The organism is Cohnella sp., assembly GCF_041641335.1.
Lineage (GTDB): Bacteria > Bacillota > Bacilli > Paenibacillales > Paenibacillaceae > Cohnella.
The window spans coordinates 13,561-35,540 of sequence record NZ_JBEPYQ010000061.1 but is presented as its reverse complement, the minus strand read 5'-3'; the positions used below and the strand labels follow the sequence as shown (position 1 = coordinate 35,540).

General features: G+C 59.6%; 21 protein-coding genes and 1 pseudogene. 18 read left to right on the top strand and 4 right to left on the bottom strand.

Going from position 1 to position 21,980, the window contains the following annotated elements:
- Positions 1 to 6 precede the first annotated feature (6 nt).
- The 4 genes from ACESLM_RS19300 (at position 7) to ACESLM_RS19285 (ending at position 3,854) form a co-directional block, all read left to right on the top strand.
- Positions 7 to 1,290 (top strand): stalk domain-containing protein, encoded by a 1,284-nt coding sequence (locus ACESLM_RS19300; RefSeq protein WP_372633187.1) that lies wholly within the window; start codon positions 7 to 9, stop codon positions 1,288 to 1,290.
- Between the two features lie 92 nt (positions 1,291 to 1,382).
- Positions 1,383 to 2,399, top strand: a complete 1,017-nt coding sequence (locus tag ACESLM_RS19295; RefSeq protein WP_372633186.1) for a FecCD family ABC transporter permease — start codon at positions 1,383 to 1,385, stop codon at positions 2,397 to 2,399.
- Positions 2,396 to 3,382 carry a FecCD family ABC transporter permease gene (locus ACESLM_RS19290; protein WP_372633185.1) on the top strand — a complete coding sequence of 329 codons (987 nt, stop codon included), beginning with the start codon at positions 2,396 to 2,398 and terminating at the stop codon, positions 3,380 to 3,382. Before ACESLM_RS19295 ends, ACESLM_RS19290 begins: the two co-directional genes overlap by 4 nt.
- A gap of 76 nt (positions 3,383 to 3,458) precedes the next feature.
- Positions 3,459 to 3,854 carry a glyoxalase superfamily protein gene (locus ACESLM_RS19285; protein WP_372633184.1) on the top strand — a complete coding sequence of 132 codons (396 nt, stop codon included), beginning with the start codon at positions 3,459 to 3,461 and terminating at the stop codon, positions 3,852 to 3,854.
- Positions 3,855 to 3,900: 46 nt separating this feature from the next.
- On the opposite strand, the pseudogene ACESLM_RS19280 reads toward ACESLM_RS19285, so the two are convergent.
- A pseudogene (locus tag ACESLM_RS19280) lies at positions 3,901 to 4,035 on the bottom strand (DUF3889 domain-containing protein); the annotation flags it as partial.
- A 185-nt stretch (positions 4,036 to 4,220) separates the two neighbouring features.
- Between ACESLM_RS19280 and ACESLM_RS19275 the strand changes: the two are divergent.
- The gene (locus tag ACESLM_RS19275; protein ID WP_372633183.1) at positions 4,221 to 4,382 is read left to right on the top strand and encodes a hypothetical protein; all 162 of its coding nucleotides are present in this window, start codon (positions 4,221 to 4,223) and stop codon (positions 4,380 to 4,382) included.
- Positions 4,383 to 4,433: 51 nt separating this feature from the next.
- Here the strand turns inward: ACESLM_RS19275 and fumC are convergent, their stop codons facing one another.
- The gene (gene fumC / locus ACESLM_RS19270) at positions 4,434 to 5,822 is read right to left on the bottom strand and encodes a class II fumarate hydratase (RefSeq protein WP_372633196.1); all 1,389 of its coding nucleotides are present in this window, start codon (positions 5,820 to 5,822) and stop codon (positions 4,434 to 4,436) included.
- A gap of 122 nt (positions 5,823 to 5,944) precedes the next feature.
- Complete coding sequence (xerS, locus tag ACESLM_RS19265) at positions 5,945 to 7,030, bottom strand: tyrosine recombinase XerS (protein ID WP_372633182.1); 1,086 nt, start codon at positions 7,028 to 7,030, stop codon at positions 5,945 to 5,947.
- A 243-nt stretch (positions 7,031 to 7,273) separates the two neighbouring features.
- On the opposite strand from xerS, the gene ACESLM_RS19260 reads away from it, so the two are divergent.
- The 3 genes from ACESLM_RS19260 to ACESLM_RS19250 all read left to right on the top strand — a co-directional run bounded on the left by ACESLM_RS19260 (position 7,274) and on the right by ACESLM_RS19250 (position 9,083).
- The gene (locus ACESLM_RS19260; RefSeq protein WP_372633181.1) at positions 7,274 to 7,558 is read left to right on the top strand and encodes a hypothetical protein; all 285 of its coding nucleotides are present in this window, start codon (positions 7,274 to 7,276) and stop codon (positions 7,556 to 7,558) included.
- A gap of 37 nt (positions 7,559 to 7,595) precedes the next feature.
- Positions 7,596 to 8,699, top strand: coding sequence for a nitric oxide synthase oxygenase (locus ACESLM_RS19255; protein WP_372633180.1), 1,104 nt, complete (start codon positions 7,596 to 7,598; stop codon positions 8,697 to 8,699).
- 75 nt (positions 8,700 to 8,774) lie between these two features.
- Entirely contained in the window at positions 8,775 to 9,083 is a 309-nt protein-coding gene (locus ACESLM_RS19250) for an MTH1187 family thiamine-binding protein (RefSeq protein WP_372633179.1), read from the top strand.
- Here the strand turns inward: ACESLM_RS19250 and ACESLM_RS19245 are convergent.
- On the bottom strand, positions 9,073 to 9,660 hold the full coding sequence (locus tag ACESLM_RS19245) for a hypothetical protein (protein ID WP_372633178.1): 588 nt from the start codon (positions 9,658 to 9,660) through the stop codon (positions 9,073 to 9,075). The two genes, ACESLM_RS19250 and ACESLM_RS19245, sit on opposite strands and share 11 nt — an antisense overlap.
- A 195-nt stretch (positions 9,661 to 9,855) precedes the next feature.
- Between ACESLM_RS19245 and ACESLM_RS19240 the strand changes: the two genes are divergently transcribed.
- The 10 genes from ACESLM_RS19240 to ACESLM_RS19195 all read left to right on the top strand — a co-directional run bounded on the left by ACESLM_RS19240 (position 9,856) and on the right by ACESLM_RS19195 (position 21,966).
- Positions 9,856 to 10,563, top strand: coding sequence for a response regulator transcription factor (locus ACESLM_RS19240; protein ID WP_372633177.1), 708 nt, complete (start codon positions 9,856 to 9,858; stop codon positions 10,561 to 10,563).
- On the top strand, positions 10,560 to 11,555 hold the full coding sequence (locus tag ACESLM_RS19235) for a sensor histidine kinase (RefSeq protein ID WP_372633176.1): 996 nt from the start codon (positions 10,560 to 10,562) through the stop codon (positions 11,553 to 11,555). Before ACESLM_RS19240 ends, ACESLM_RS19235 begins: the two co-directional genes overlap by 4 nt.
- Before the next feature lie 122 nt (positions 11,556 to 11,677).
- Positions 11,678 to 12,442: an ABC transporter ATP-binding protein gene (locus ACESLM_RS19230; protein WP_372633195.1), complete on the top strand. Its 765-nt coding sequence runs from the start codon at positions 11,678 to 11,680 to the stop codon at positions 12,440 to 12,442.
- A complete protein-coding gene (locus ACESLM_RS19225) occupies positions 12,417 to 14,288 on the top strand; it encodes an FtsX-like permease family protein (protein WP_372633175.1) in 1,872 nt (623 codons plus the stop codon). The genes ACESLM_RS19230 and ACESLM_RS19225 overlap by 26 nt, the downstream gene beginning before the upstream one ends.
- A gap of 310 nt (positions 14,289 to 14,598) precedes the next feature.
- The gene (locus tag ACESLM_RS19220; RefSeq protein WP_372633174.1) at positions 14,599 to 15,252 is read left to right on the top strand and encodes a FusB/FusC family EF-G-binding protein; all 654 of its coding nucleotides are present in this window, start codon (positions 14,599 to 14,601) and stop codon (positions 15,250 to 15,252) included.
- Positions 15,253 to 15,705: 453 nt separating this feature from the next.
- Positions 15,706 to 16,803, top strand: coding sequence for a type III polyketide synthase (locus ACESLM_RS19215; RefSeq protein WP_372633173.1), 1,098 nt, complete (start codon positions 15,706 to 15,708; stop codon positions 16,801 to 16,803).
- Complete coding sequence (locus ACESLM_RS19210) at positions 16,800 to 17,531, top strand: methyltransferase domain-containing protein (RefSeq protein ID WP_372633172.1); 732 nt, start codon at positions 16,800 to 16,802, stop codon at positions 17,529 to 17,531. The genes ACESLM_RS19215 and ACESLM_RS19210 overlap by 4 nt, the downstream gene beginning before the upstream one ends.
- Positions 17,528 to 18,676: an NAD(P)/FAD-dependent oxidoreductase gene (locus tag ACESLM_RS19205; protein ID WP_372633171.1), complete on the top strand. Its 1,149-nt coding sequence runs from the start codon at positions 17,528 to 17,530 to the stop codon at positions 18,674 to 18,676. The genes ACESLM_RS19210 and ACESLM_RS19205 overlap by 4 nt, the downstream gene beginning before the upstream one ends.
- 18 nt (positions 18,677 to 18,694) lie before the next feature.
- A complete protein-coding gene (gene fabF / locus ACESLM_RS19200; protein WP_372633170.1) occupies positions 18,695 to 19,927 on the top strand; it encodes a beta-ketoacyl-ACP synthase II in 1,233 nt (410 codons plus the stop codon).
- Positions 19,924 to 21,966, top strand: coding sequence for an MMPL family transporter (locus tag ACESLM_RS19195; RefSeq protein ID WP_372633169.1), 2,043 nt, complete (start codon positions 19,924 to 19,926; stop codon positions 21,964 to 21,966). Before fabF ends, ACESLM_RS19195 begins: the two co-directional genes overlap by 4 nt.
- The last annotated feature ends 14 nt before the right edge of the window (positions 21,967 to 21,980 follow it).

Below are 21,980 nucleotides of genomic sequence, written 5' to 3'. Positions count from 1 at the left end.
GTTCGCATGAACAAACGTTTGCTGGGCTTCGCTTTGTCGCTGGCCCTCATCCTTGGACTTATCCCGTTTACGGCCGCTTCGGCCGCAACGACGCAGAATGTGACGCTTAACCTGGACGGCAAGAAAGTCGCCTTCACGGGAGCCCAGCCCCAGCTGATCGGCGGCAAAATCTTCGTTCCTTACGCTACGCTTGCTTCGCAGCTGAAAGCAACCGTCAAAACGGATGCGGCTTCGAAAAAAACGACGATCTCCCTGAACGGCAAATCGATCGTCTTCACGCCTGGCACCGTCAACGCGACGATCAACGGCAAAGCCGTGAAGCTGGAAGGCGCTCCGGTGTCCAAAGACAAGTCGGTGCTCGTGCCGGTTCGCGCGATCGGCGACGCGTTCGGCATCTGGGTGTCCTGGAACGGCTCCAAAAAAACGGTCGAGCTGAACCTTACGAAAACGGTCAAGCATGCTCTCGGCGAAACGAAACTGAACGGCGTTCCGCAACGCGTCGTCATCCTGTTCAACGGAATGGTGGACACGAGCGTCCTGCTCGGCGTAAAGCCGGTCGGAGCGGTCGAGTCGTACCTGCAGCAGCCTTTCTACGAATACTTGCGCCCTAGCCTCATCGGGGTCAAAGATCTGGGCGACGAGACGCAGCCGAACCTCGAAGCCATCGCCGCGCTTAAGCCGGATCTGATCATCGCCTCCAAAATGAGACACGAGAAGATTCACGATCAGCTGAGCAAAATCGCGCCTACCGTCCATACGGAAGACGTATTCAGCTGGCAGACCAACCTCAAGTTTGCGGCGGACGTACTGAACAAGCAGCCGAAGGCGGACGCTTACCTGGCGAACTGGAACAAGCGCGTCGCGGATTTCAAGAAGAAAATCGGCTCGAAAGTATCGCAGACCGAGGTATCGGTTATTCGCACGAACCCGAACGGCACGGCCCGCTTCTACGTGGAAGGTTTCGCGCCTAACATCCTGCTGGATCTCGGCTTCAAATTCCCGAAAACCCAGACGGATCTGACGCAAGACATTATGAACGTGGCAACGAAGGAGCAAACACCGCTGCTGGATGCCGATTACATTTTCGACTTCACTGTGGATTGGGACGGAGACGGAGCCGTCTACAAGCTGCAGAAGGAATGGATCGACAATCCGCTCTGGAAAAACCTGAAGGCGGTCAAAAACAAAAAGTATTACAAAGTGAACGCCGTCAGCTGGAACTTGTCCGGCGGACCGCTCGCAGCGCAAAAAATGCTGGACGATTTGTACTTCTATTTCAATCTTGAATAGCGATTAGACGATCTCACGCATCGCCGGGGGACGAGACGCGCAAGCGCTCGTTCTTCGGCGTCTTTCCCTATCGACGAACAGGAGCTTGAGCAATGACAGAACAAGGATTGCCCGGATCCGGGTACAAGCTGGCAGGGCTGCTCGCGGGAGCGGTCCTGCTTGCATTCGGTTTTATCGCCAACATTCGGTGGGGATTTACGAGCTTGAGCTGGAACGATACGATGGCGGCCCTGTTTCGTTACGACGAGAGCTCGATGAACCAAGTGATCGTGAAGCTGACGAGGCTGCCGAGAGCGCTTATCGCGGCCGCGATAGGGGCAAGCCTGGCAGTGGCGGGCGTTATTATGCAGGCGATTAGCCGCAACCCGCTGGCTTCGCCCTCGTTACTCGGCATCAATTCGGGAGCGGCGCTCGGAGTCGTCCTCGGCGTGACGGCGCTTGCGATCCAAAGCCAGAGCACGCTCGTCTGGTTCGCGTTCGCCGGTGCCGCTGTCGCTGCAGCGACCGTATACGGATTAAGCGCGCTCGGCTACGAGGGGATGACGCCGATGCGCATCGTGCTGGCGGGCGCGGCGATGTCCGCTCTGTTCATGTCCGCCACGCAGGGCTTACTCGTGCGCAATCAGAGCTCGCTGCAGGACGTGCTGTTCTGGCTGACCGGATCGATCGCGGGCAGGCCCCTTGAGCTGCTTGTCCACGTCTTCCCGTATATGGCGGTCAGTTGGCTGGGCGCATGGCTTCTGTCCCGGCACCTGAACGTGCTCGCCGCCGGGGAAGAGACGGCCGTCGGCGTCGGGATGAGAACGTCGCTCGTCAAGATTGCGGGCGGTCTGTGCGTCGTGCTGCTGGCAGGGAGCTCCGTTGCCGTGGCCGGACCGATCGGCTTCATCGGCATCGTCGTGCCCCATGTGGCGCGTTACTTGGCCGGCCTGGATCATCGCTGGCTCATTCCATATTCGGCCGTGCTGGGAGCGACGCTGCTGCTGCTGGCGGATCTCGCTGCCAGATTCGTCATTCCGCCTCAGGAGCTTCCCGTCGGCGTCATGACGGCTGCGGTCGGCACGCCGTTCTTCATCTACATCGCTCGCAGAGGGAAGGTGAAGGCATGAGCCGTTCCGCCAGGCGGTTCGCGGCGCTCGGCTGCGCTCTGATCGCCTTCGCCGTTCTCTATATCGCATTCGGAGATATGCGAATCCGCATCGATCATGTCGTTAAGGCGCTGCTGGGCAGAGGATTGGCGGAAGAGATACTCGTCGTTCGCGAGCTGCGCGCGCCGCGCCTTGTCGTGGCCGTGTTGACCGGAGCGTCTCTGGCCGTCGCCGGCGCGATTCTGCAATGCGTTTTCCGTAATCCGCTTGCCGCGCCGGACTTGATCGGCATTACTGGCGGAGCCGCGGCCGCCGCAGCTTCATTCCTGACGTTCAGATCCGCGGCGGTCAGCATTCTCTGGCTGCCGGCGGCGGCGATGTGCGGAGCGGGCGTCGTCTCCATGCTCATCTATCTGTTCGCCTGGAAGAAAGGAGTCGCGCCAAGCAGGCTCATTCTCGTCGGCATCGGCATCGGCGCGCTGACGGGGGCGTACACAAACGCCTTGCTTGTGTTCAGCGACCAATATACCGCGGCCGACGCGTACGTGTGGCTGACCGGCACGATCTACGCCAGCTCGTGGAGACACGTGCTGATGCTCGCTCCATGGACGATCGGGTTCCTGCTGTTGGCGATCTATCATGGGAAAAATATGAACGTGCTGGCGCTGACGGACGATTCGGCCATCAGCGTGGGCAACGCCGTCGGCCGCAGCCGCTTCATCCTGATCGCCATCAGCGTCGGTCTGGCCGGATCGGCGGTCGCCATCGGAGGCGTCATCGGCTTCGTCGGCCTGATCGGTCCCCACCTTGCGCGGCGGCTCGTCGGCCCGGGAGCCCGCAAGTTGATTCCGATGGCGGGGATCTGCGGCAGTCTGATCGTCGTCGCCGCCGATCTCGTCGCGCGCACGGCGTTCCTGCCTTACGATCTGCCCGTCGGCGTGTTTACGGCGGGAGTCGGGGCGCCATTCTTCATCTACTTGCTGTACCGCGGACGGAGGCGTTGATCTGCCCGTCGCTTGCGTGTTACGATGGGCTTGCCGTGCGAATGGCGACTTTATCCAGTGCGAAGAAGGTGGACGGATGGGAAGCACGGAATTCGAATTCTCGTCGGTGACGCCGCTGCTGCGGATTTTCGACGAAGCGAAGGCGAAAGCGTTTTATGTCGAATACTTGGGGTTTCGTCTGGATTGGGAGCACCGCTACGAGCCCGACATGCCGCTGTATGCGCAAGTGTCGCTGGGACGCTGCGCCTTGCATCTGACGGAGCATCACGGAGACTGCACGCCGGGCTCGGCGATGCGTATTGAGATGTCGAATCTGACTGGCTATCACGAGTACTTGAAAGCGAAAAATTACGGCCACGCCAGACCCGGCTTGGAGAAAGCTTTCGGATGTCTGGAAGTCCGGATCGCCGACCCATTCGGTAACCGGCTTGCGTTCTTCGAAAGGTTGGACGGTCGGTCTCCCGAAACCTGACGGTGATAAGCCGATCGTTCGCCGTATAGAATTGAACGGAGACGATGACCCCGAACTCCCGGTTCCCGTCCTTAAGCCACAGTTTGAATCTTTCTTCGGCCGTGCCTGGAGCGGAGGGAAATCTTCCGATGTGCAGGTAGTCGACGATAGGGACGTTATATTTGGCTTGAGCGGCTTCCATCGCCACGATGCCCCACTTGGCGTATTCGGGCTGGGCCGCTTGTCCGTTCACGGACGAAGGATGGAATGCGAGCGGAGAGAGCGGGGAGATCAGGCAGAGCGCAAGCAGGAGCACGATTTTTCCGAGTTGTCGGGTCATGTTGTCACCTGTTTTCCTTGGAATATCTCCCGGAAAGGAGAGAGGGCTTGGAAACGTTCGGCAGAGGCTGTCTTTATCTAATCGGTTTTGTCGTGCTGGTGATGATTCTTGCGGCAATTACGCAAAGCACGATCAATGTCCCTTGGTTTATTCTCATTCCCGTCATTATTTTGGCTTTCTGGCTCGCAAGCAAGAAGAGCAGGAAGTAAGGCTAGGATGCCTTGCTTCCTGCTCTCTTATTATCCTCGTCGGAATCCCGATTAGGCTTGGGGATGGATCATGTGCTCCGGACGGACGATCTCGTCGAATTGCTGCTCCGTCAGCAGACCGCTCCGCAGGGCGGCTTCCTTAAGCGTCAAGCCTTCCGCGTGCGCGGTCTTGGCAATCGATGCCGCGTTCTCGTAGCCGATGTGCGGATTCAGCGCCGTCACGAGCATGAGAGAACGCTCGAGATGCGCCTGAATGACGGGGATATTGGCTTCGATGCCGACCGCGCAGTTGTCGTTCCAGGAATGAATCGCGTCGGCCAGCAAGCGGGCCGATTGCAGGAAATTGAAGATGATGACGGGCTTGAACACGTTCAGCTCGAAGTTGCCTTGGCTTGCGGCGAAGCCGACCGTGACGTCGTTGCCCAGCACCTGGGCGACCACCATCGTCATCGCTTCCGATTGGGTCGGGTTCACTTTGCCCGGCATGATCGAGCTTCCCGGCTCGTTGGCGGGAATCGTAATCTCCCCGATGCCGCTGCGGGGGCCGCTGGCCAGCCAGCGGACGTCGTTGGCGATCTTCATCAGATCGGCGGCCAACGCCTTGAACGCGCCGTGAACGTGGACCAGTTCGTCGTGGCTGGTCAGAGCGTGGAACTTGTTGGCCGCGGAAAGGAACTGCTTGCCGCTCAGCTCGCTGAGCTTCTCCGCCACTTTGTCCCCGAACTGTGGATGGGCGTTGATGCCGGTACCGACGGCGGTTCCGCCGATCGCCAGCTCGCGCAAATATTCGGCGGAATCGCGGATCATCCGCTGGGACTTGTCCAGCATCGTGACCCAGCCGCCGATCTCCTGGCCGAGCGTGAGGGGAGTGGCGTCCTGCAGATGCGTTCTGCCGATTTTAATCACGTCCGCGAATTGCTCGCTCTTGGCCAGCAGCGTCGACTTCAGCTTGCCGATCGCGGGCAGCACGAGATCCTCCACGGCGATAAGCGCGGCGACGTGCATGGCGGTCGGGAACGTATCGTTCGAGCTTTGCGATTGGTTGACGTCGTCATTGGGATGGATGCGCTGCTCCGAGCCGCGGTCGGCCAGCAATTGGTTGGCGCGGTTGGCGATCACCTCGTTGACGTTCATGTTCGACTGCGTTCCGCTGCCCGTCTGCCATACCGCGAGAGGAAAGTGCTCGTCCCAATCGCCGCGCACGATTTCGTCCGCTGCGTCCACGATCGCCTGCGCTTTGTCCGCGTGCAGCTTGCCTAGATCCGCGTTGGCGAGAGCCGCGCTCTTCTTGAGCAGGGCGAACACGCGCACGAGCTCCAGCGGCATTTTCTCCGTGCCGATCCGGAAATTGCCCAAGCTTCTCTGCGTCTGCGCTCCCCACAGTTTATCCGCGGGAACCCGCACCTCTCCCAGCGAGTCTTTTTCAATCCGGTAATCCATCTTCATGCACCTCGACTTCTACATAATTGAGCTGAAACTGCCACGACCACGGATGTAGCATCTAACCTATGGAAGCAAAATAACCATGACCGATTAGCAGACTGTTCGTACATCGGCCCGATTTAAGCTTCTTCTCTGCGGCGATCGATCGCTTCGGCCATCGTTTTGTCGGTGAGATGGGCGTAGATTTGCGTCGTCTCCGGGGAGGCGTGGCCGAGCTGCTCCTGCGTTTTGTATAGATCGTTGCTCAGGTAGTAATCGGTGGCGAAGGAATGTCTCAGCTTGTGGACGGATAAGTAGGGCTTGCCGAAACGCTTGGCGTATTTGAGCACCATCGCCTGGATCGCCCGCTTCGTCATGCGCGAGCCTTCCTTTTTGCCGTTGGCGATTGCCAGGAACATCGCTTTTTCGCGCTTAGGCGCTTTGTACCTCGTATCCCGCTGAGCGATGTATTCTTCCAAATCGGGAATCGTGTCCTGGCGAAAATAGACGGGCGTCTTGAACGTATCGTCGTTTTTCCCTTTGCGATAGACGTAGACAAGCCGTTTTTTGATATCGACGTCGTCCAGATTCAAGTTGACGAGCTCGGACACGCGCAAGCCGGAATTGAGAATGAGACTGACGATGCAGCAGTCGCGGATCCGGTTAAGCTCATGGGAATAAGTCGCTTGCTTGTTGGTTGCGACGTCGTGGGCGTAATCTTGTTTAATGTAGTTAATGAATTCGATAATTTCCTGCTCCTGCAGCAGCTTGCCTTCCAGCTTGGCGGCGGTATCCTTCGGTTTGTGCGTGCGCTTGACCGATACTTTCGCCATGACATTGCGTTTCAGCAGCGGATAGAAGTTTTCGTCCTCGGCAATCTGGCTCAAATAATGGAACAACGATCGCAAGGAAGACAGCTTGCGGGAGATCGTCGTTTTCGTATTGGCGTGGTCGCGCTTCGTCGCCAGATGCATCCGAAAATGATCGACGCTGTCCATATGGAGACGCTCCAGATCGTCCAGGGTCACGTCCGACATTTTCGACGCCGAAGTCAGCCCCTCGCCCATCAGCCACGTGAGGAAAATCTCGTAGTCCCTGATGTATTCGAGCAGGGAAGACGGGGAGAGATCGGGCAGCTTATAGTTGATGAACTTGTCGACGTACCACGGCATGGCCGGAATGCGCCGCTCAAGCTCCTCGCGGTCTTTGCGTTTTTGCAGATTCATGCGCTCACCTCGTTAGGGATAATTTTACTGTAATCGGACGAAGCTCCGAATTCAAGAGCAGCTGGGCTTATGTACACCAATTCGGCAAGTACCTGCGCCAAATTCTGCATATGCACGTAGTGAGGAAAGAGGGACAAGGAGACGAGAGGGCTGCCTTTGTTCGCGGAACTGTCATTTCGCAAGGCTGCCGGATTTTGTTACAATGAAAGGGAATTCGACGTCGTCTTCGAAAGGAGAGATCGCATGCATGGACCGGTGTACGTCGCGGTTTGGATCGTATTCGTCGCATTGCCGATACTGGCCGGATTCAAGAGAAGATGGTGGCCGCTCGGCATCTATGCGCTTGGCTGCCTGATCATGCTGCAAGCGCAGCTGCGCAACACGGGGGAATGGGACGATCTGGGCGACTTCGCGACGATGCTCGTCATCGTATTCCCGCTGTATCTGATCGGCTCGATCGTATGGATTGTGCAGGCTGTTGTCGACCGCAACAGGCGCGGTAAAAATCCCGACTCCCCCAAGAAGTAACATAACAAAAATTATGTAAACCGAGGATCTCATCATCATGATTAATGCCATTAATTTAAATTCGAAATTGGAAATCCAGGCCGAAGCTTTTATCCGTTTCTATTACGAGGAGACGAAGAAAAGCGCTCAGCAATACAAGGAGCGATTAAGCGAGGTCGCTGCCGAGATTCGCGAGACCGGCACCTACACGCATACGAAACAGGAATTGACGTTCGGGGCGAAAGTCGCTTGGAGAAACAGTGCCAAGTGCATCGGACGGCTGTTCTGGGATTCGCTTGAAGTGTTCGACGAGAGAAGCGCGAAGACCGAAGAGGAGATCGCAGCCGCGCTGCTGCGGCACATCGAACATGCGACGAACGGCGGGCGTATCCGTCCGACGCTGACCGCGTTCGCTCCGCAAAAGCCGGAAGGCTCGGACATCCGCATCTGGAACCATCAGTTGATTCGCTATGCGGGCTACCGGACTCCGGACGGCGTCGTCGGCGATCCCGCTTCCGTCGAGCTTACCGAAGCGATTCAGCGCTTGGGCTGGACGGGACAGGGAACGAAATACGACGTGCTTCCGCTCGTTGTCCAGATCGGGAGCCGCAAGCCGAAGTGGTTTCCGATTCCCGGCGAGGCCGTCATGGAAGTGAAGTTTGAGCATCCGGATATTGAGGAGCTTGCCGGATTGGGGCTGCAGTGGTATGCGGTGCCGATTTTGTCGGATATGGCGCTGAACGTGGGCGGCGTCCGCTATACGGCCGCTCCGTTTAACGGATGGTATATGGGAACGGAGATCGGAGCGCGCAATCTGGCGGATGCGGATCGCTACGACGAGTTGCCGGCAATCGCCGATCTGCTTGACCTCGACCGCTCTACGAATACGACGCTATGGAAGGATCGGGCGCTGCTGGAGCTGAACTCTGCGGTCATCCATTCCTTCAAGACGAACGGAGTCAGCATTGTGGACCATCATACGGCGGCGGAGCAGTTCATGCGGTTCATGAAACGCGAGCAGGAGCAAGGGCGGGACGTAAACGCCCGTTGGTCGTGGCTGATTCCGCCGATGTCGCCCGCAGCCACTCCGGTGTGGCACCGAAACGACCTGACCGAACGGGAGATCGACCCGGACTACGCCCCGCAGGAGCGACCGTATTAGTACTGGGGAATGACTGGAATTGCGCTGAAGCGGCCATAGGAGTGTGAGCAAAAGAGGAGAAAAGGAGGGATAGGGATGGCAATCGTACAAGTGACGATCGTGCCTCTGGGAACGGGATCGCCGAGCTTGGGCGAGTATGTGGCCGAGGTGCATCGGGTGCTGGAGCAGTCCGCCGAGCGAATCAAATACCAGCTGACTCCGATGAGCACGATTATCGAAGGGGAGTTGGACGAGCTGTTGGCGGTCGTCCGCAGAATGCACGAGGTGCCGTTCGCAAGCGGCGCTTCGAGGGTGTCCACGACGCTGACGATCGACGACCGCCGGGACAAGCAGGGGACGATGGAACAGAAGCTTCTCTCCGTGGAAGAGAAGCTTAAGCGGTAGCCGGAGAGAACGAGGAGCCGTAAACGGCCGCAGGATAAGTCGAGTTAAACCTGGCCAAGTAGCCGGACATCGTTCCTCGGTAGATTTGCTGAGCGGAGAGAGACTGTTCGAAATCCGCCGGCGTGATGAAGTAGGCCGGCTTATCGACCGGACGCCATTCGCCCCGCTCCAATGCGGAGGCGACGAAGTGCGAGCAGAAATACGCGTTCTCGCGCGGAATTTTGCGTCGGATGAGCACGCCGATCAGGCCGAGCAGATGGTAGCGGTAACGGTCCGGCTGCCGCTTCATTTCGTTTACGAAGCGGCGCATCTCCGCGCGGGCGCTTTCTCCGACCCGCAGGCGGTATACGGCGCATGGAGCGTCCTCGTAGAACGGGTCCGCAAAATTTTCCTGAACGAACCCGGCGAAGATCGGGTTGCTCAGCTTTTTCCGCCCGAAGCTGTATACTTCATTCAATTCCCGGTCGAAGGACAGCGAAGCGTGGTTCAGCGGAGCTTTCGTCACCCATTGGATCGTTCGGCTGAACCAGGTTCCGGTGGCGGTCAATACGATATAAACCTCGTCGTTGGCACTCATGAAACAGGACTCCTTCCCGGTCGACATCTTTGATTTCATCTTATCGGAAGCGGACGAATCCGATCACGTCCCCGGGTAGAGTCGACGAATCGGACATTGGGCCGGTCCGTACCCCGACTTAAGGATGGGGCAAACCGGAACGGGGGCCTTCATCCAACACGAACTTATGGAACAAGCACGGAAAGAGGGAGCGCATTGCATCGAATTATGATTTGCGAGGACGATCCGAAGCTGGCGGCGTTGCTGCAAGCGAACATCGAGAAGTACGGCTACGATACCGGGGTCGTCGAGGACTTCGCGGGAGTGACGGATTTTTTTCGCCGGTACGATCCGCATCTCGTGCTGATGGACGTCAACTTGCCGAAATTCGACGGCTTCTATTGGTGCCGTCAAATCCGCGCCCTCTCCAAGTGCCAGATTCTGTTCATCTCCGCCCGCGACGGAGAGATGGACCAGGTGATGGCGCTCGAGTACGGAGCGGACGACTACATTACGAAGCCGTTCCATATGGAGGTCGTCATGGCCAAAATCCGCAGCCAGTTGAGAAGGGCGTACGGAGAATACGCGGAGCGGACGGAGGAGAGAATCGTCAAGCTGGCGGGTCTGCACCTGTATCCGGAGCGGCTGGAGCTGTCGCTGGGAGGCGCCGGCAGCACGCTCACGAAGAAGGAAGCCGTGCTGCTGGAAATGCTGATGAAGCGCTCGCCCCGAATCGTCAGCCGCGAGGCGCTGCTGGAGGAGCTGTGGGACGATCAGGCGTTCGTCGACGAGAACACGCTCAATGTGAACATCACCCGCTTGCGCAAAAAGCTGCAGGAGTTCGGCATCGACGGCAGCCTGGAAACGGTTCGCGGCGCCGGTTATCGGCTGCTCCCGGATTGGGAGAGGGAGGAACGGCCATGAGATTGTTTATCCGCGACCATCGGACGCTCGTCGCGATGCAGATCGTCCAACTGTTTCTCGTATTGCTGATTTACTGGCTGGACGGCTACCGCCATTTTCTGACCGGACTTTATTCCGTATTCGTCGGGCTCGTCTTGTTGACGGGCTATTTGGTCTATCGCTACGTCTCGCTCCGACAGCTCTACCGGACGTTAAGCGAGCCGATGGCGGAGCTGGACGATTCGATTCAAGGACTCGGTTCGGGCCCCCTCCCGGAAGCGGTCGACGCGCTGCTGCAATCGCAGTACGGACATTACCAACGGCGGATCAAGCTGGCCGAGAAAGCGCGCAAAGACCATCTGGCGTTCATGAACCAGTGGGTGCATCAGATGAAAACGCCGCTCGCGGTCATCCGGCTTACGATGGAGGAGGACGATCCGCGTTCGGCCAGCGTGCTGGAAGAAGCAGAGCGCATGGAGAAGGGGCTGGAGACGGTGCTGTACGCCGCCCGCCTGGAAACGTTCGACCGCGACTTCCGGGTCGAGCCGGTCTCGCTGAAGGCCATCTGCGAAAACGCGATTCGCGACAACAAGCGGCTGTTCATCGGCAGCAAGGTGTACCCGGACCTGCAGGTCGATGCCGGCCTGAAAGTCGAGAGCGACTCGAAATGGCTCGGCTTCCTCGTCGGCCAGATCGTGACGAACGCGGTGAAATATTCGGCCGATTCCCACGAGAAGGTGACATTCTCTTCGCTGACGCGCGGCGCGGATGCCGTGCTGGAAATTCACGATCGCGGCATCGGCATTCCCCCCGAGGACATCAAGCGCGTGTTCCAGCCGTTCTTCACCGGCGGCAATGGGCGCAAGCGCAAGTTCCGCGAGTCGACCGGAATGGGGCTCTACTTCGTCCGAGAGATCGCCGAGCGGCTGGGTCACCGGATCGAGCTGGAGTCGGAGCCCGGCGTCGGTACCCGAGTTCGCATCGTCTTCGCCTCGCACCTTACATCCGTGTAAGAAAACTGAAAGGCAAATCGATAGTCCGCCGTTTTCTCTCCGGCTACAATGGGATTATATAACAGATATGCCGGCAACTTCGGGATGCCGGCGAGGAGAAGGAGAGAAACCGACTGATGGAGATGTTAAGCGTGCGCCAATTAAGCAAAATATACGGAGGCAAGGTGCCTTCACGGGCGCTGACCGACATTAGCCTGTCCATTGAGGAAGGCGAATTTGTCGGCATTATGGGTCCGTCCGGCAGCGGCAAGACGACGCTGCTGAATCTGGTAGCCGCGATCGATTCGCCGACGACGGGCGAGGTGCTGATCGGCGGCCGCAATCCGCACAGGCTGAAGAAGCGGGAGCTGGCGAGGTTCCGCCGCCGGGAGCTCGGCTTCGTATTCCAGGATTTTAATCTGCTGAACACGCTGACGGTGGAAGAGAATATCGTTCTGCCGTTGACGCTGGAGGGCGAGCCGGTCAAGGCGATGGAGAGCAAGGTGCGGGAGATGGCCGATAAGCTCGGCATCGAGTCGATTCTAAAAAAGCGCACCTATGAAATTTCCGGCGGACAGGCGCAAAGGACGGCGATCGCGCGGGCGATGATCCATAAGCCGAAGTTTCTGTTCGCGGACGAGCCTACGGGCAATCTGGATTCGAAAGCGGCCAAGGACGTCATGGAAATTCTCAGCGCGATCAACCGCTCCGAGCGGACGGCGATGATGCTCGTGACCCACGACGCGGTCGCCGCCAGCTATTGCCACAGGGTCATCTTCATCAAGGACGGACAGCTGTACAACGAGATTCATCGCGGGGAGAGCAGGCAGGCGTTCTTCCAGAAAATCATTGACGTGCTGTCGCTGCTGGGAGGGAATGCGCATGACCTTTCGACGATTCGCGTTTAACAACGTCATGCGCAACAAGCGCACGTACGCCGCTTATTTTTTGAGCAGCGCCTTTTCCGTCATGGCTTTTTTCGTGTATGCCGTGTTCGCTTTTCACCCCGATATGTCCGGCGGGAGCGTCCATAGCAACGTTTCCCTCGCGATGCATTTTGCCGAAGGACTCATCTACGCCTTCTCGTTTTTCTTCGTACTGTATTCGATGAGCGCGTTCCTGAAGACGAGGAAGAAGGAATTCGGCTTGATGGTCATGCTCGGCATGAGCGATTCTCAGCTTAAGACGATGGTGTTTCTGGAAAACGTGCTGATCGGGTTCGGAGCGACGGCGGCGGGCATCGGCTTCGGACTCGTCATGACCAAGCTGATGCTGCTGGCAGCGGAAAATTTGCTCGGCCTGGACGAGCCGCTGGCCTTTTACTTGCCGTGGGAGGCGATCGCGCTTACGCTAGCCGCCTTCCTCGTGCTGTTCGTCGTGATTTCAGCCTTCACGGTGGTCATCCTGCGCAGCAATCGCTTGATCGATCTGCTGAAGGGAAGTGCGATGCCGAAGAAGGAGCCGAAATCTTCCGTCCTGTTGTCGCTGCTTGCCGCCCTGCTGATTGGCGCGGGATACGCGATTGCGCTCGTGGCCAGAGGCACGGTCGTCGTCGCGGTAATGATTCCGGTAACGCTGATGGTTGTCGTCGGGACGTATTTCCTGTTCACGCAGCTGAGCGTATACATCATCCATAAGAGCCGCGGCAATCGATCGCTTTTCTGGCGCGGGACGAATATGCTGTTCCTGTCCGATCTGGCTTACCGGATGAAGGATAATGCGCGGACTTTTTTCATGGTGGCGATTTTGTCGACGGTCGCTTTCTCGGCTATTGGATCCCTGGTCGGCTTCAAAACGTTGATGACGAAAACTCTGCTTGCCGAGAATCCTTTCGCCTTCGAATATAGGCCGGCCAAGATCGATGAAGGCCAAGAAAAGGCGGAGCTGGCGGCGATCGAGCAGGCGCTGCGGGTCGAAGGCATCGAGTACCGGAAGCTTCAGGTAACGATGTCGTCCCAGACGAGGTCGGATGCGGAGAAAAGCGTAACGGTCGTAAAGGCTTCCGAGTTCAACGCCATAGCGGTGGCGGCCGGGGAGAAGCCGGTCGAGCTCGCGGCGGGCGAGTCGATGATAATCTATTACTCGAATGAGTTCCTCGGTAATCAGATGCCGGAACGGGGGAAAGCCGTTCTAAAGGCGGGAGCGATCGAGCTTGAGCCGATCGGGGGGCAGTCGTCCGTCATTCTGCCGAATTTCGAATCTTATTACGTAGTCCCCGATGAACAGTACGAGCAGATGGAGCACCCGTCCGTCCAGCGTTTCTATGCGTTCGATGTCGATGATTGGAAGAAGACGAAGGATGCCGGCGCCGCGATCGAGGAACGGCTGAAGGAAAGCCGCAGTCGCTTCATCTCGGTTGCCTACGAGCTCCATTTGATGAACCAGAGCTACGGAATCATGCTGTTCATCGGCCTGTTCATCGGTGCGGTATTTTTCGTCGCGTCGGGAAGCTTCCTGTATTTCCGACTGTATGCGGACTTGCCGGAGGACAAGGCCAAGTTCAAATCGATCACGAAGCTCGGCTTGACCGACCGCGAGCTGTCCGGCATCGTGACGAAGCAGCTGATGATCCTGTTTTTCGTGCCGATCGTCGTCGCCTTCGTGCACGGCGCGGTCGCGCTTACTTCGATGCAGAATATGTTCGGCACCTCCCTGATGTCGACGTCGATGTCGGTGCTCGGTACGTTCATGGCGATCCAGGCGGTCTACTTCCTGCTGATCCGCGGACGTTACGTGAAGGAGGTTGTCGCTTAGCGCGGCATTGTTGAAACCTCCCCATCCCTGTGGGAAAATGATAGAGGCCGTCCGAGCGGGAGACGGAAAATTGCGCGCGCGAGGCAATTCTTCTATAATGAACCCATATCCGAAGAGAGGGGAGGATGATGGGAATGGCAATCAAAGATTGTCGGACTGGCCGAACTCATGCAAAGCCCGATACGGAGGCGATACTTTGCATGGGGCGTTTTTCGATTCATCCTATCGCCTGTACGCAAGCCTAAGCTCGTTTCCGTCATTCGGCTTTGCACCTGATTTGTGACCAATACAAATAAGGGGCTGAGTCCAAATGTGCGAAACTTTTATTGCCAATCATCAATTTAATGCCATTAATAAACAAGCGGAAGCGGTGCTAAACGCCGTGCGCTTTGCATCAGACCGCAAAGTCGTCGAATCGGTCAAGGCGAACGCGGAAGCCGAAGTGTCGGCGATGTTCCCGCAAGCGACGAAGGAGCAAGCGAAGCTGCTCGGAGACATCGTCAACGTCCAGACGGCTGAAGATTGCACGCGTTACTCCCGTTCCCTGGAGCCGTTCCTGACTGAGTTTCCCCGAATGTCCAAGGAGCAGATCGCGAAGCTGTTTCCGAAAAACAAGAAGCTGAAGCTGCCCGATCTGGCCGCGATCGACTATCGGTTCGTTACGTACTTGAGCTGGCTTGACATCGCGACGAACAAGCTGTTCCTCGTGTATCCGCTGGACGGGAAGCTGGTGGGCGTCGAAGGCCGATACTCGCCGATGCACAAGAAGAACTATTGCTTTATTTGCCGCAAGTACGACGAGCTCGCGCTCTTCTCGGCGATTACGAAGAAGAGGCCGGCGAACAGCTCGCCCGATTACTACAAGGCAGTAGGCAACTACCTGTGCATCAACGGCCATGAGTGCAACCGGAGCATGACCGACACGGCGGCGCTCGAAAGATTCATCCGCTCGGTGCTCGATTAAGGGTTTAATGACGACGGCAGTCCGATTGTTGGACTGCCGTTTGACGTTCGCATATGGAAAAACGAAAGGAGCGGGAACGATCATGGGAAAAACGGTCTCTTGCGGAAGTGTTTAATGATGCGAAATACCAACTTAGCGGCCATGGCGAATTCCCGAAGACGTATTCGACGAAGCTTTCCGAGCGCTGGACGAGGAGACGGGCCGTCTGGAATCGGCTCGGCAATGAGGAGGTTCGGGGCGTCTGTTTTTCGATGATCGCCATTAGTTGACATAATTATTATTATGAAAACTAATGTTGAGAAGGAGCTGCATCATAAGCGGGGGCAAGGTATGACTCTGTTTAGGGATGAGACAGCTCCTTTTCGTTGTAACTGGAATGCGTCTCCTAATCCGATCATATCTTGAAAATACGACTTCTTGTCCGATTTCAATAAGGTTAGGGGGCTTGGCGTTGTGGATCATATCGCCATCAGAGGCATCGGCACGGCCGTTCCGCCCTATCGTCTAGAGCAGGAGGACGCTTCACGGCGATTAAAGGAAGCTTTGCAGGACCGGCCGACGGATGCGAGGTGGGTTCAGCGGATATTCTCCCATTGCGGGGTGGACAGCCGCTACACTTGCGAGCCCAACTTGCTGGAGCCTGCGTCCGTCTGCCGTTATATCCCTGCGTCCCCGGAAACTCGCATTCCCGCGACCGAGGAACGGATGACGCTCTACCGGGAAGCGTCCGTTCCGCTCGCGGAACAAGCCGCCAGAAGGGCGCTGGCCGACAGCGGGATGCGCCCCGGCGACATGACTCATCTTATCGTCGCCAGCTGCACGGGCATGTTCCTTCCCGGTCTGGACGCGGAGCTGGTCGGGCGGCTCGACTTGAGAGCGGACGTGAAGCGTACGCCGCTCACCTTCCTCGGCTGCGCGGCGGGGCTGACCGCCTTGCGGCTTGCATCGGACATCGTCCGCGGCGAGCCGACGGCCCGGGTGCTCGTCGTCGCGGCGGAGCTGTGCACGCTGCACATACAGCCTTCGTTCGAGCGGGAGGAGTTGTTCACCGCCTCGTTCTTCGGAGACGGCGCGTCGGCCTGCGTCGTCGCGGCGGATGGGGCGGAGCAAGGGGGAGCGCTGATGCTGCACGAAGCGCGGGCGGCTGCGATTCCGAACACCGCGGACCGCATGCAGTGGACGATCGGCAACTACGGCTTCCGGCTCCGGCTCTCTCCGGAAATTCCGGCGTTGATCGAGGGCGAGATTCCGGTAGCGATCCAGACGTTCTGGCCGGATGCGGAACTGTCTGAGCTGTGGGCGATCCACCCGGGCGGAAGGGGCATCATCGATGCCCTGGCGTCGGCGTTCCGGCTGGCGGACGAACAGACGGAGGCGAGCCGGTCCGTGCTCCGCGAGTACGGCAATATGTCTTCGGCTACCCTTCTGTTCGTGCTGGATCGGTTGAGAGAGAAGCTGCGTCGGACGAACGAGGGAGCGAAGCGCGGCATCGCCCTGGCGTTCGGACCGGGAATGACCGCGGAAATGCTTCGCTTCTCGTACCGCCCATGATCGGGGAACGGGGACTCAAGAGGCGTTCACCCAAGCCCGAGCTGATGGACGACTTCTCCTCGGGAGGAGAGCCGCTTGGCGAGGCGCTGCGGCACTTGCGCAAGCTCAATCGGCTGTTCGGAGCCGGAGGTCCGATTGTTTATGGCATTAATCAATTGTGGGAGAAATCCGGAAGACCTGGATCGCTGACCTTGCTGGACGTCGGCTCCGGCTCCGGGGACATCAACGGCCAGGTGCTGAAATGGGCGGATCGGCGCGGCGTGAGCTTAACCGTCGTGCTGGCGGACGTCACGGAGGAAGCGGAACGGGAAGCGGCGCGCCTGTTCTCCCAGGAGCCGCGGGTGAGCTTCATTCGCAAGGATTTGTTCGAGCTGGCTGACGGGGCTGCCGACATCGTGACCGCTTCGCAATTCGTGCATCATTTCGCCAAGGAGCGACTGCCGGATGTTGTGGAGAGAATGCGGTCGGTCTCGAGGCTCGGCGTCGTCATCGGGGACATTCACCGCCACTGGATTCCGTGGACGGCGGTTTGGCTCGCGACGCGGCTGCTGTCGCGCAATCGTTATATCCGGCACGACGGCCCTCTGTCCGTGGCGAAGGGATTTCGCGGCGCAGACATTCGCGAGCTTGGGGAACAGCTCGGCACCGCCGATTTGACGTACCGCTGGAGACCGCTGTTTCGCTATGCCGTGATCGTTACCCAAACGACGGGAGGCCGGACGTCATGAAGACGGAGTTTGACGCCGTGGTGATCGGCGCGGGAATAGCCGGAAGCGCAACCGCCTATGCGCTGGCCAAGCGGGGATGGGATGTCGCTCTGGTCGACAAGGACAAGTTTCCGCGCCATAAGGCGTGCGGGGAATTTCTGTCCCCGGAGGCGCTCGGGACGTTAAGGGCGCTGGAGCTGGACCGGTCGATCGCCTCTCTGGAGCCGGCGACGGTCAAGACGGTTCGCCTTCATGCGGAGCACGGCAGTGTATCGCTGGATATCCCGCTTCCGGGACCGGCTCTGGGACTGAGTCGCCGGACGCTGGATGCCGTCCTGCAGCAATCGGCCCGGGACGAAGGCGCCAGCGTCTACACGGGAGCGACGGTTGCCGAAATATCCGGCTCGGCCGCGGGCCGCCATCTTGTCGCGCTATCGGTCCAAGAAGAAGGCGCGCTGCTGCGGGCGCGCGCCGTCATCGCGGCATGGGGACGGCATCCGCTTCGCTCCTACAAGCCTGCCAATCGGGAGGCGCCTGCCGGCGCGACATATATGGGCATCAAATCCCACTACGCCGCGGCGGATTCGGACGAAGCGGTCGATCTTTATTTTTTCCAGGACGGCTATGTCGGCATTGCACCGATCGAAGGCGGACAGTTGAACGTGGCGGCGATCGTCGCTCCTTCCGCATTCCGTCGGCTTGGCGCGGGCGGAGCGCTAACGGGCATATTGGAAAGGGCTTCCGAGCGCATTCCCGTCCTGCGAAGAAGATTACAAGGCGCATCTCCCATGCCGGGAACGCAGGCTGCCGCTGCCCCGGTCCGAACGCGCGCGAAGCCGCGGGGCTGGAACGGAATTCCGTGCGTGGGGGACGCGGTGGCGGCGATCCCGCCTTTCTGCGGGGACGGAATGGCGATGGCGCTGCGCTCCGCGGAGCTGTGCGCCCCGCTCGCCGACGCTTATCTGCACGGCGAGATCGCTTACGAGCGGTGGGAAGAGACGTATACAAGCCAAATTCGCAAGCAGTTCGCGGCTCCGCTCAGATGGGGCGGCTGGATGGAACGGGTGCTGACCCGTCCGGCGCTTGCGGGATGGCTGCTGCGAGCGGGCGCGATGATGCCCGCGGCGGCGGAAAGGCTTGTCCGAGCGACGAGATTGCGGCATTAGCCGAGGGGAGAATGGCGGATGAACAGGCGGGTCGCGATTACGGGAATAGGCTGCGTCACCCCGATCGGGAACGACGCAGCGGAAACTTGGCGCAACGCGGCGAACGGCGTAGCGGGCATTCGGCGGCTGAACGACGAGCGGACGGACGGGTTGCCGGTGAAGCTGGCCGCCGTCGCAAGCGAGTTCGATCCTCTGAGGACGATGGAGGCCAAGGAGGCGAGAAGGTCGGACCGCTTCGCGCAGCTGGCGATCGCCGCGGCGGACGAAGCGATGCGGGACAGCGGGCTGACGGTGGGAGATAACTCGGACCCGCTGCGCACGGGCGTCTGGGTGGGCAGCGGAGTCGGCGGAATTATAACGTTCGAAGCGGGAATGGCGGATGCGCTGCGCCACGGGTACGATCGCGTATCCCCGTTCGCGCTTCCGATGTTCCTGCCCAATATGGCGGCCAGCCGGGTGGCGATCCGATTCGGAGCGAGGGGGATTACGGCGTGCACGGCGACCGCCTGCGCTTCGGGCTCGCAGTCGATCGGCGAGGCGTTCCGGGCGATCCGCCGAGGAGAAGCCGACGCCATGATTGCCGGAGGCGCGGAAGCTCCCGTCTGCCGGATCGGGCTCGCTTCGTTCGCGGCGATGCGCGCGCTGTCTACGCAAACCGATCCTGCGCAAGGAAGCCGACCGTTCGACAAGAAACGCGACGGATTCGTCATGGGCGAAGGGGCTGGCATGCTCGTGTTGGAGGCATGGGAGCACGCGAAGGCGCGCAGGGCGCGCATCTACGCCGAGCTGCTCGGATACGGCTCCGGAGGCGAAGGCCATCACATCGCGGCGCCGCGCGCGGACGGGAGCGACTGGGCCAGGACGATCGGCCTCGCGCTGGAGGATGCGGGGCTGTCGTGCGGCAGCATCGGCTACATTAACGCCCATGGGACAAGCACGCCGCTGAATGATGCGGCGGAGACGCGCGCGATCAAGGCGGCGTTCGGCTCCCGGGCCTACGACGTCTCTGTCAGCTCGACCAAGTCGATGACCGGACATCTGCTCGGAGCTTCAGGCGCGGTAGAGGCGATTTTGTCCGTTCTGGCGCTAAGGGACGGGATCGTTCCTCCGACCGTCAACTACCGGGAGCCGGAAGGGGAGCTGGATCTGGACTATACGCCCAATGCGGCCAGACCGAGGCGCCTGGCCGCCGCGATGTCCAATACGTTCGCGTTCGGCGGCCACAACGCTGTGCTCGTGTTCGGCAGATGACGCCGCGCCGGTTCACGAATCTGGCGATCCGCCGCCGCTTCGGAATGATCGGCTTCTGGTTCGCTTTGACCGCATGCTTCGCACCGCTGGCCGTCCGATTGCCCGGCGCGCTCGGCGATCACGGCGTGGAGACGAACGGGCAGTATGCCGAGGTTCGGGAGCTGCTGGCCAAGGAACTGAGGATGCCGGAAGAACCGGTGCTCGTGCTGTTCCATAATCCGGACGGCTTGCCGGCGTCAAGCTTCCGGCAGTATATCTCGGACGCGATGAACCGACTAAGCCGAATCGGCGGAACGGCCGTCGCGGCATCTCCGCTCGTAAGGCCGGATATGCTGCACGGAGAATACGCCTATGCGGCGCTTGCCGTTCTTCCCGGCTCGCAGGACGACAAGCGTCTTGCGCTGGAACGCATACGCGGCGCGATCGAGGACGGCGGCGGAATCCAGGCGTCGCTGACGGGCAAGCCCGTCGTGCAGCAGGACGTCAACCGCTTAAGCCGAGCGGATCTGCAAGCGGCGGAAACGATCGGATTGCCGGTCGCGTTCGCGCTGCTCGCCGTTGCCTTGGGAGGTCTGCTGCCCGCCGTCATCCCGATCGCCGCGGGAGGCATGACCGTCATTCTCTCCATGGGCGCCCTCTATTTGATCGGCACATACGGAGGCGTCAGCTTATCCGTATTCGTATACAACGTGGTGCCGATGGTCGGGATGGCCGTATGCATCGATTTCGCGCTGCTGATGGTCGGCCGATTCCGCGAAGAGCGTCGAAGCCGGGGCGCGGACGAGGCGCTTCGAATAACGATGACTACCTCCGGAAGAGCGGTGTCCGTGTCCGCCGCGTGCGTCGCGCTTGCTCTGATCGGCACTCTGTACATCCGCATGCCCATTTTCAACACGGTCACACTGGCGACTCTCGTCGTCCTCGCGGTATCGATGCTGATCAACCTCTCCTTCGTTCCGGCGCTGCTGTACGCGCTTCGCGGCCGTCTTGCCCCAGGCCCAAGGGCAGAGCGTGCCGGCAAGCCTTGGCGAGCGTTCGCCGATACGGTACTGAGGCGACCGGTAGCTTCGGCTGCTCTGGCGGCTGGCGTTCTGCTCGTCTGCATGGCGCCGATCCGCGGGCTGGAGGTTGGCGTGCCCGGTCCGCAGTCGCTGCCCCCGAACCAGGAATCGCGGGCGGCCGCCGAGTCGGTCGCGCTTCATTTTCAACCTCCGTCGACGTCTCGGGTGTGGATCGCCGTGATGGAAGCGCCCGGAAGCCGGCAGGCGGCCGAAAGCCTCCGTCTGGATCTGCTGCAGGACCCCAGCGTCTTGCGGGCGGAAACCGTGGAAAGCTTGGCGGGAGAAAAGGGGCATCGCTGGATTTCGGTCTGGCTCAGAGGCGAGGAGTCGTCGAGAGAGGCGATAGACTGGGTGAGCGAGCGGGAACGCCAGTATGCCGGCCTGGAAGTGCAGATCGGCGGCGAGCCGAAATACCATCAAGAGGTCCGCGACGAGGTGTTCGGCCGAATGAAGCACGTGCTGCTGTTCGTCGTCGTATCCAATCTGCTCGTGCTGGCAGCCGCATTCCGCTCCGTGATTATTCCCGTAAAGGCGATCGCGATGAACCTGGCTTCGATAGCCGCGTCCTTCGGCTTGCTGACGTGGCTGTTCCAGGAGGGCCGCTTCGGCCTGGAAGCGACGGAAATCGCGATTATGATTCCGGTGTTTATTTTCGGTCTGACGTTCGGGATCAGCATGGATTACGGCATTTTCCTGTTGTCCAGAATTTACGAGAGCTACGGGGAGACGCGGGACAACGAGCTTGCGATCCGGGAAGGTATGGCCTCGTCGGGCAAAATCATTACGTCTGCGGCGGCGATCATGATCGCGGTGACGGCTCCGTTCGCGCTGGCTGGCGTATCGGGTGTGAAGCAGCTTGGAATCGGCATTGCGGCGGCGTTGTTCCTGGACGCGACGATCGTGCGGATGGTGCTCGTGCCGGCGTTGATGAAATGTTTCGGAAAATGGAATTGGTGGCTGCCTTTTGCGAGAAGCTAATCCAGAGATTCCTG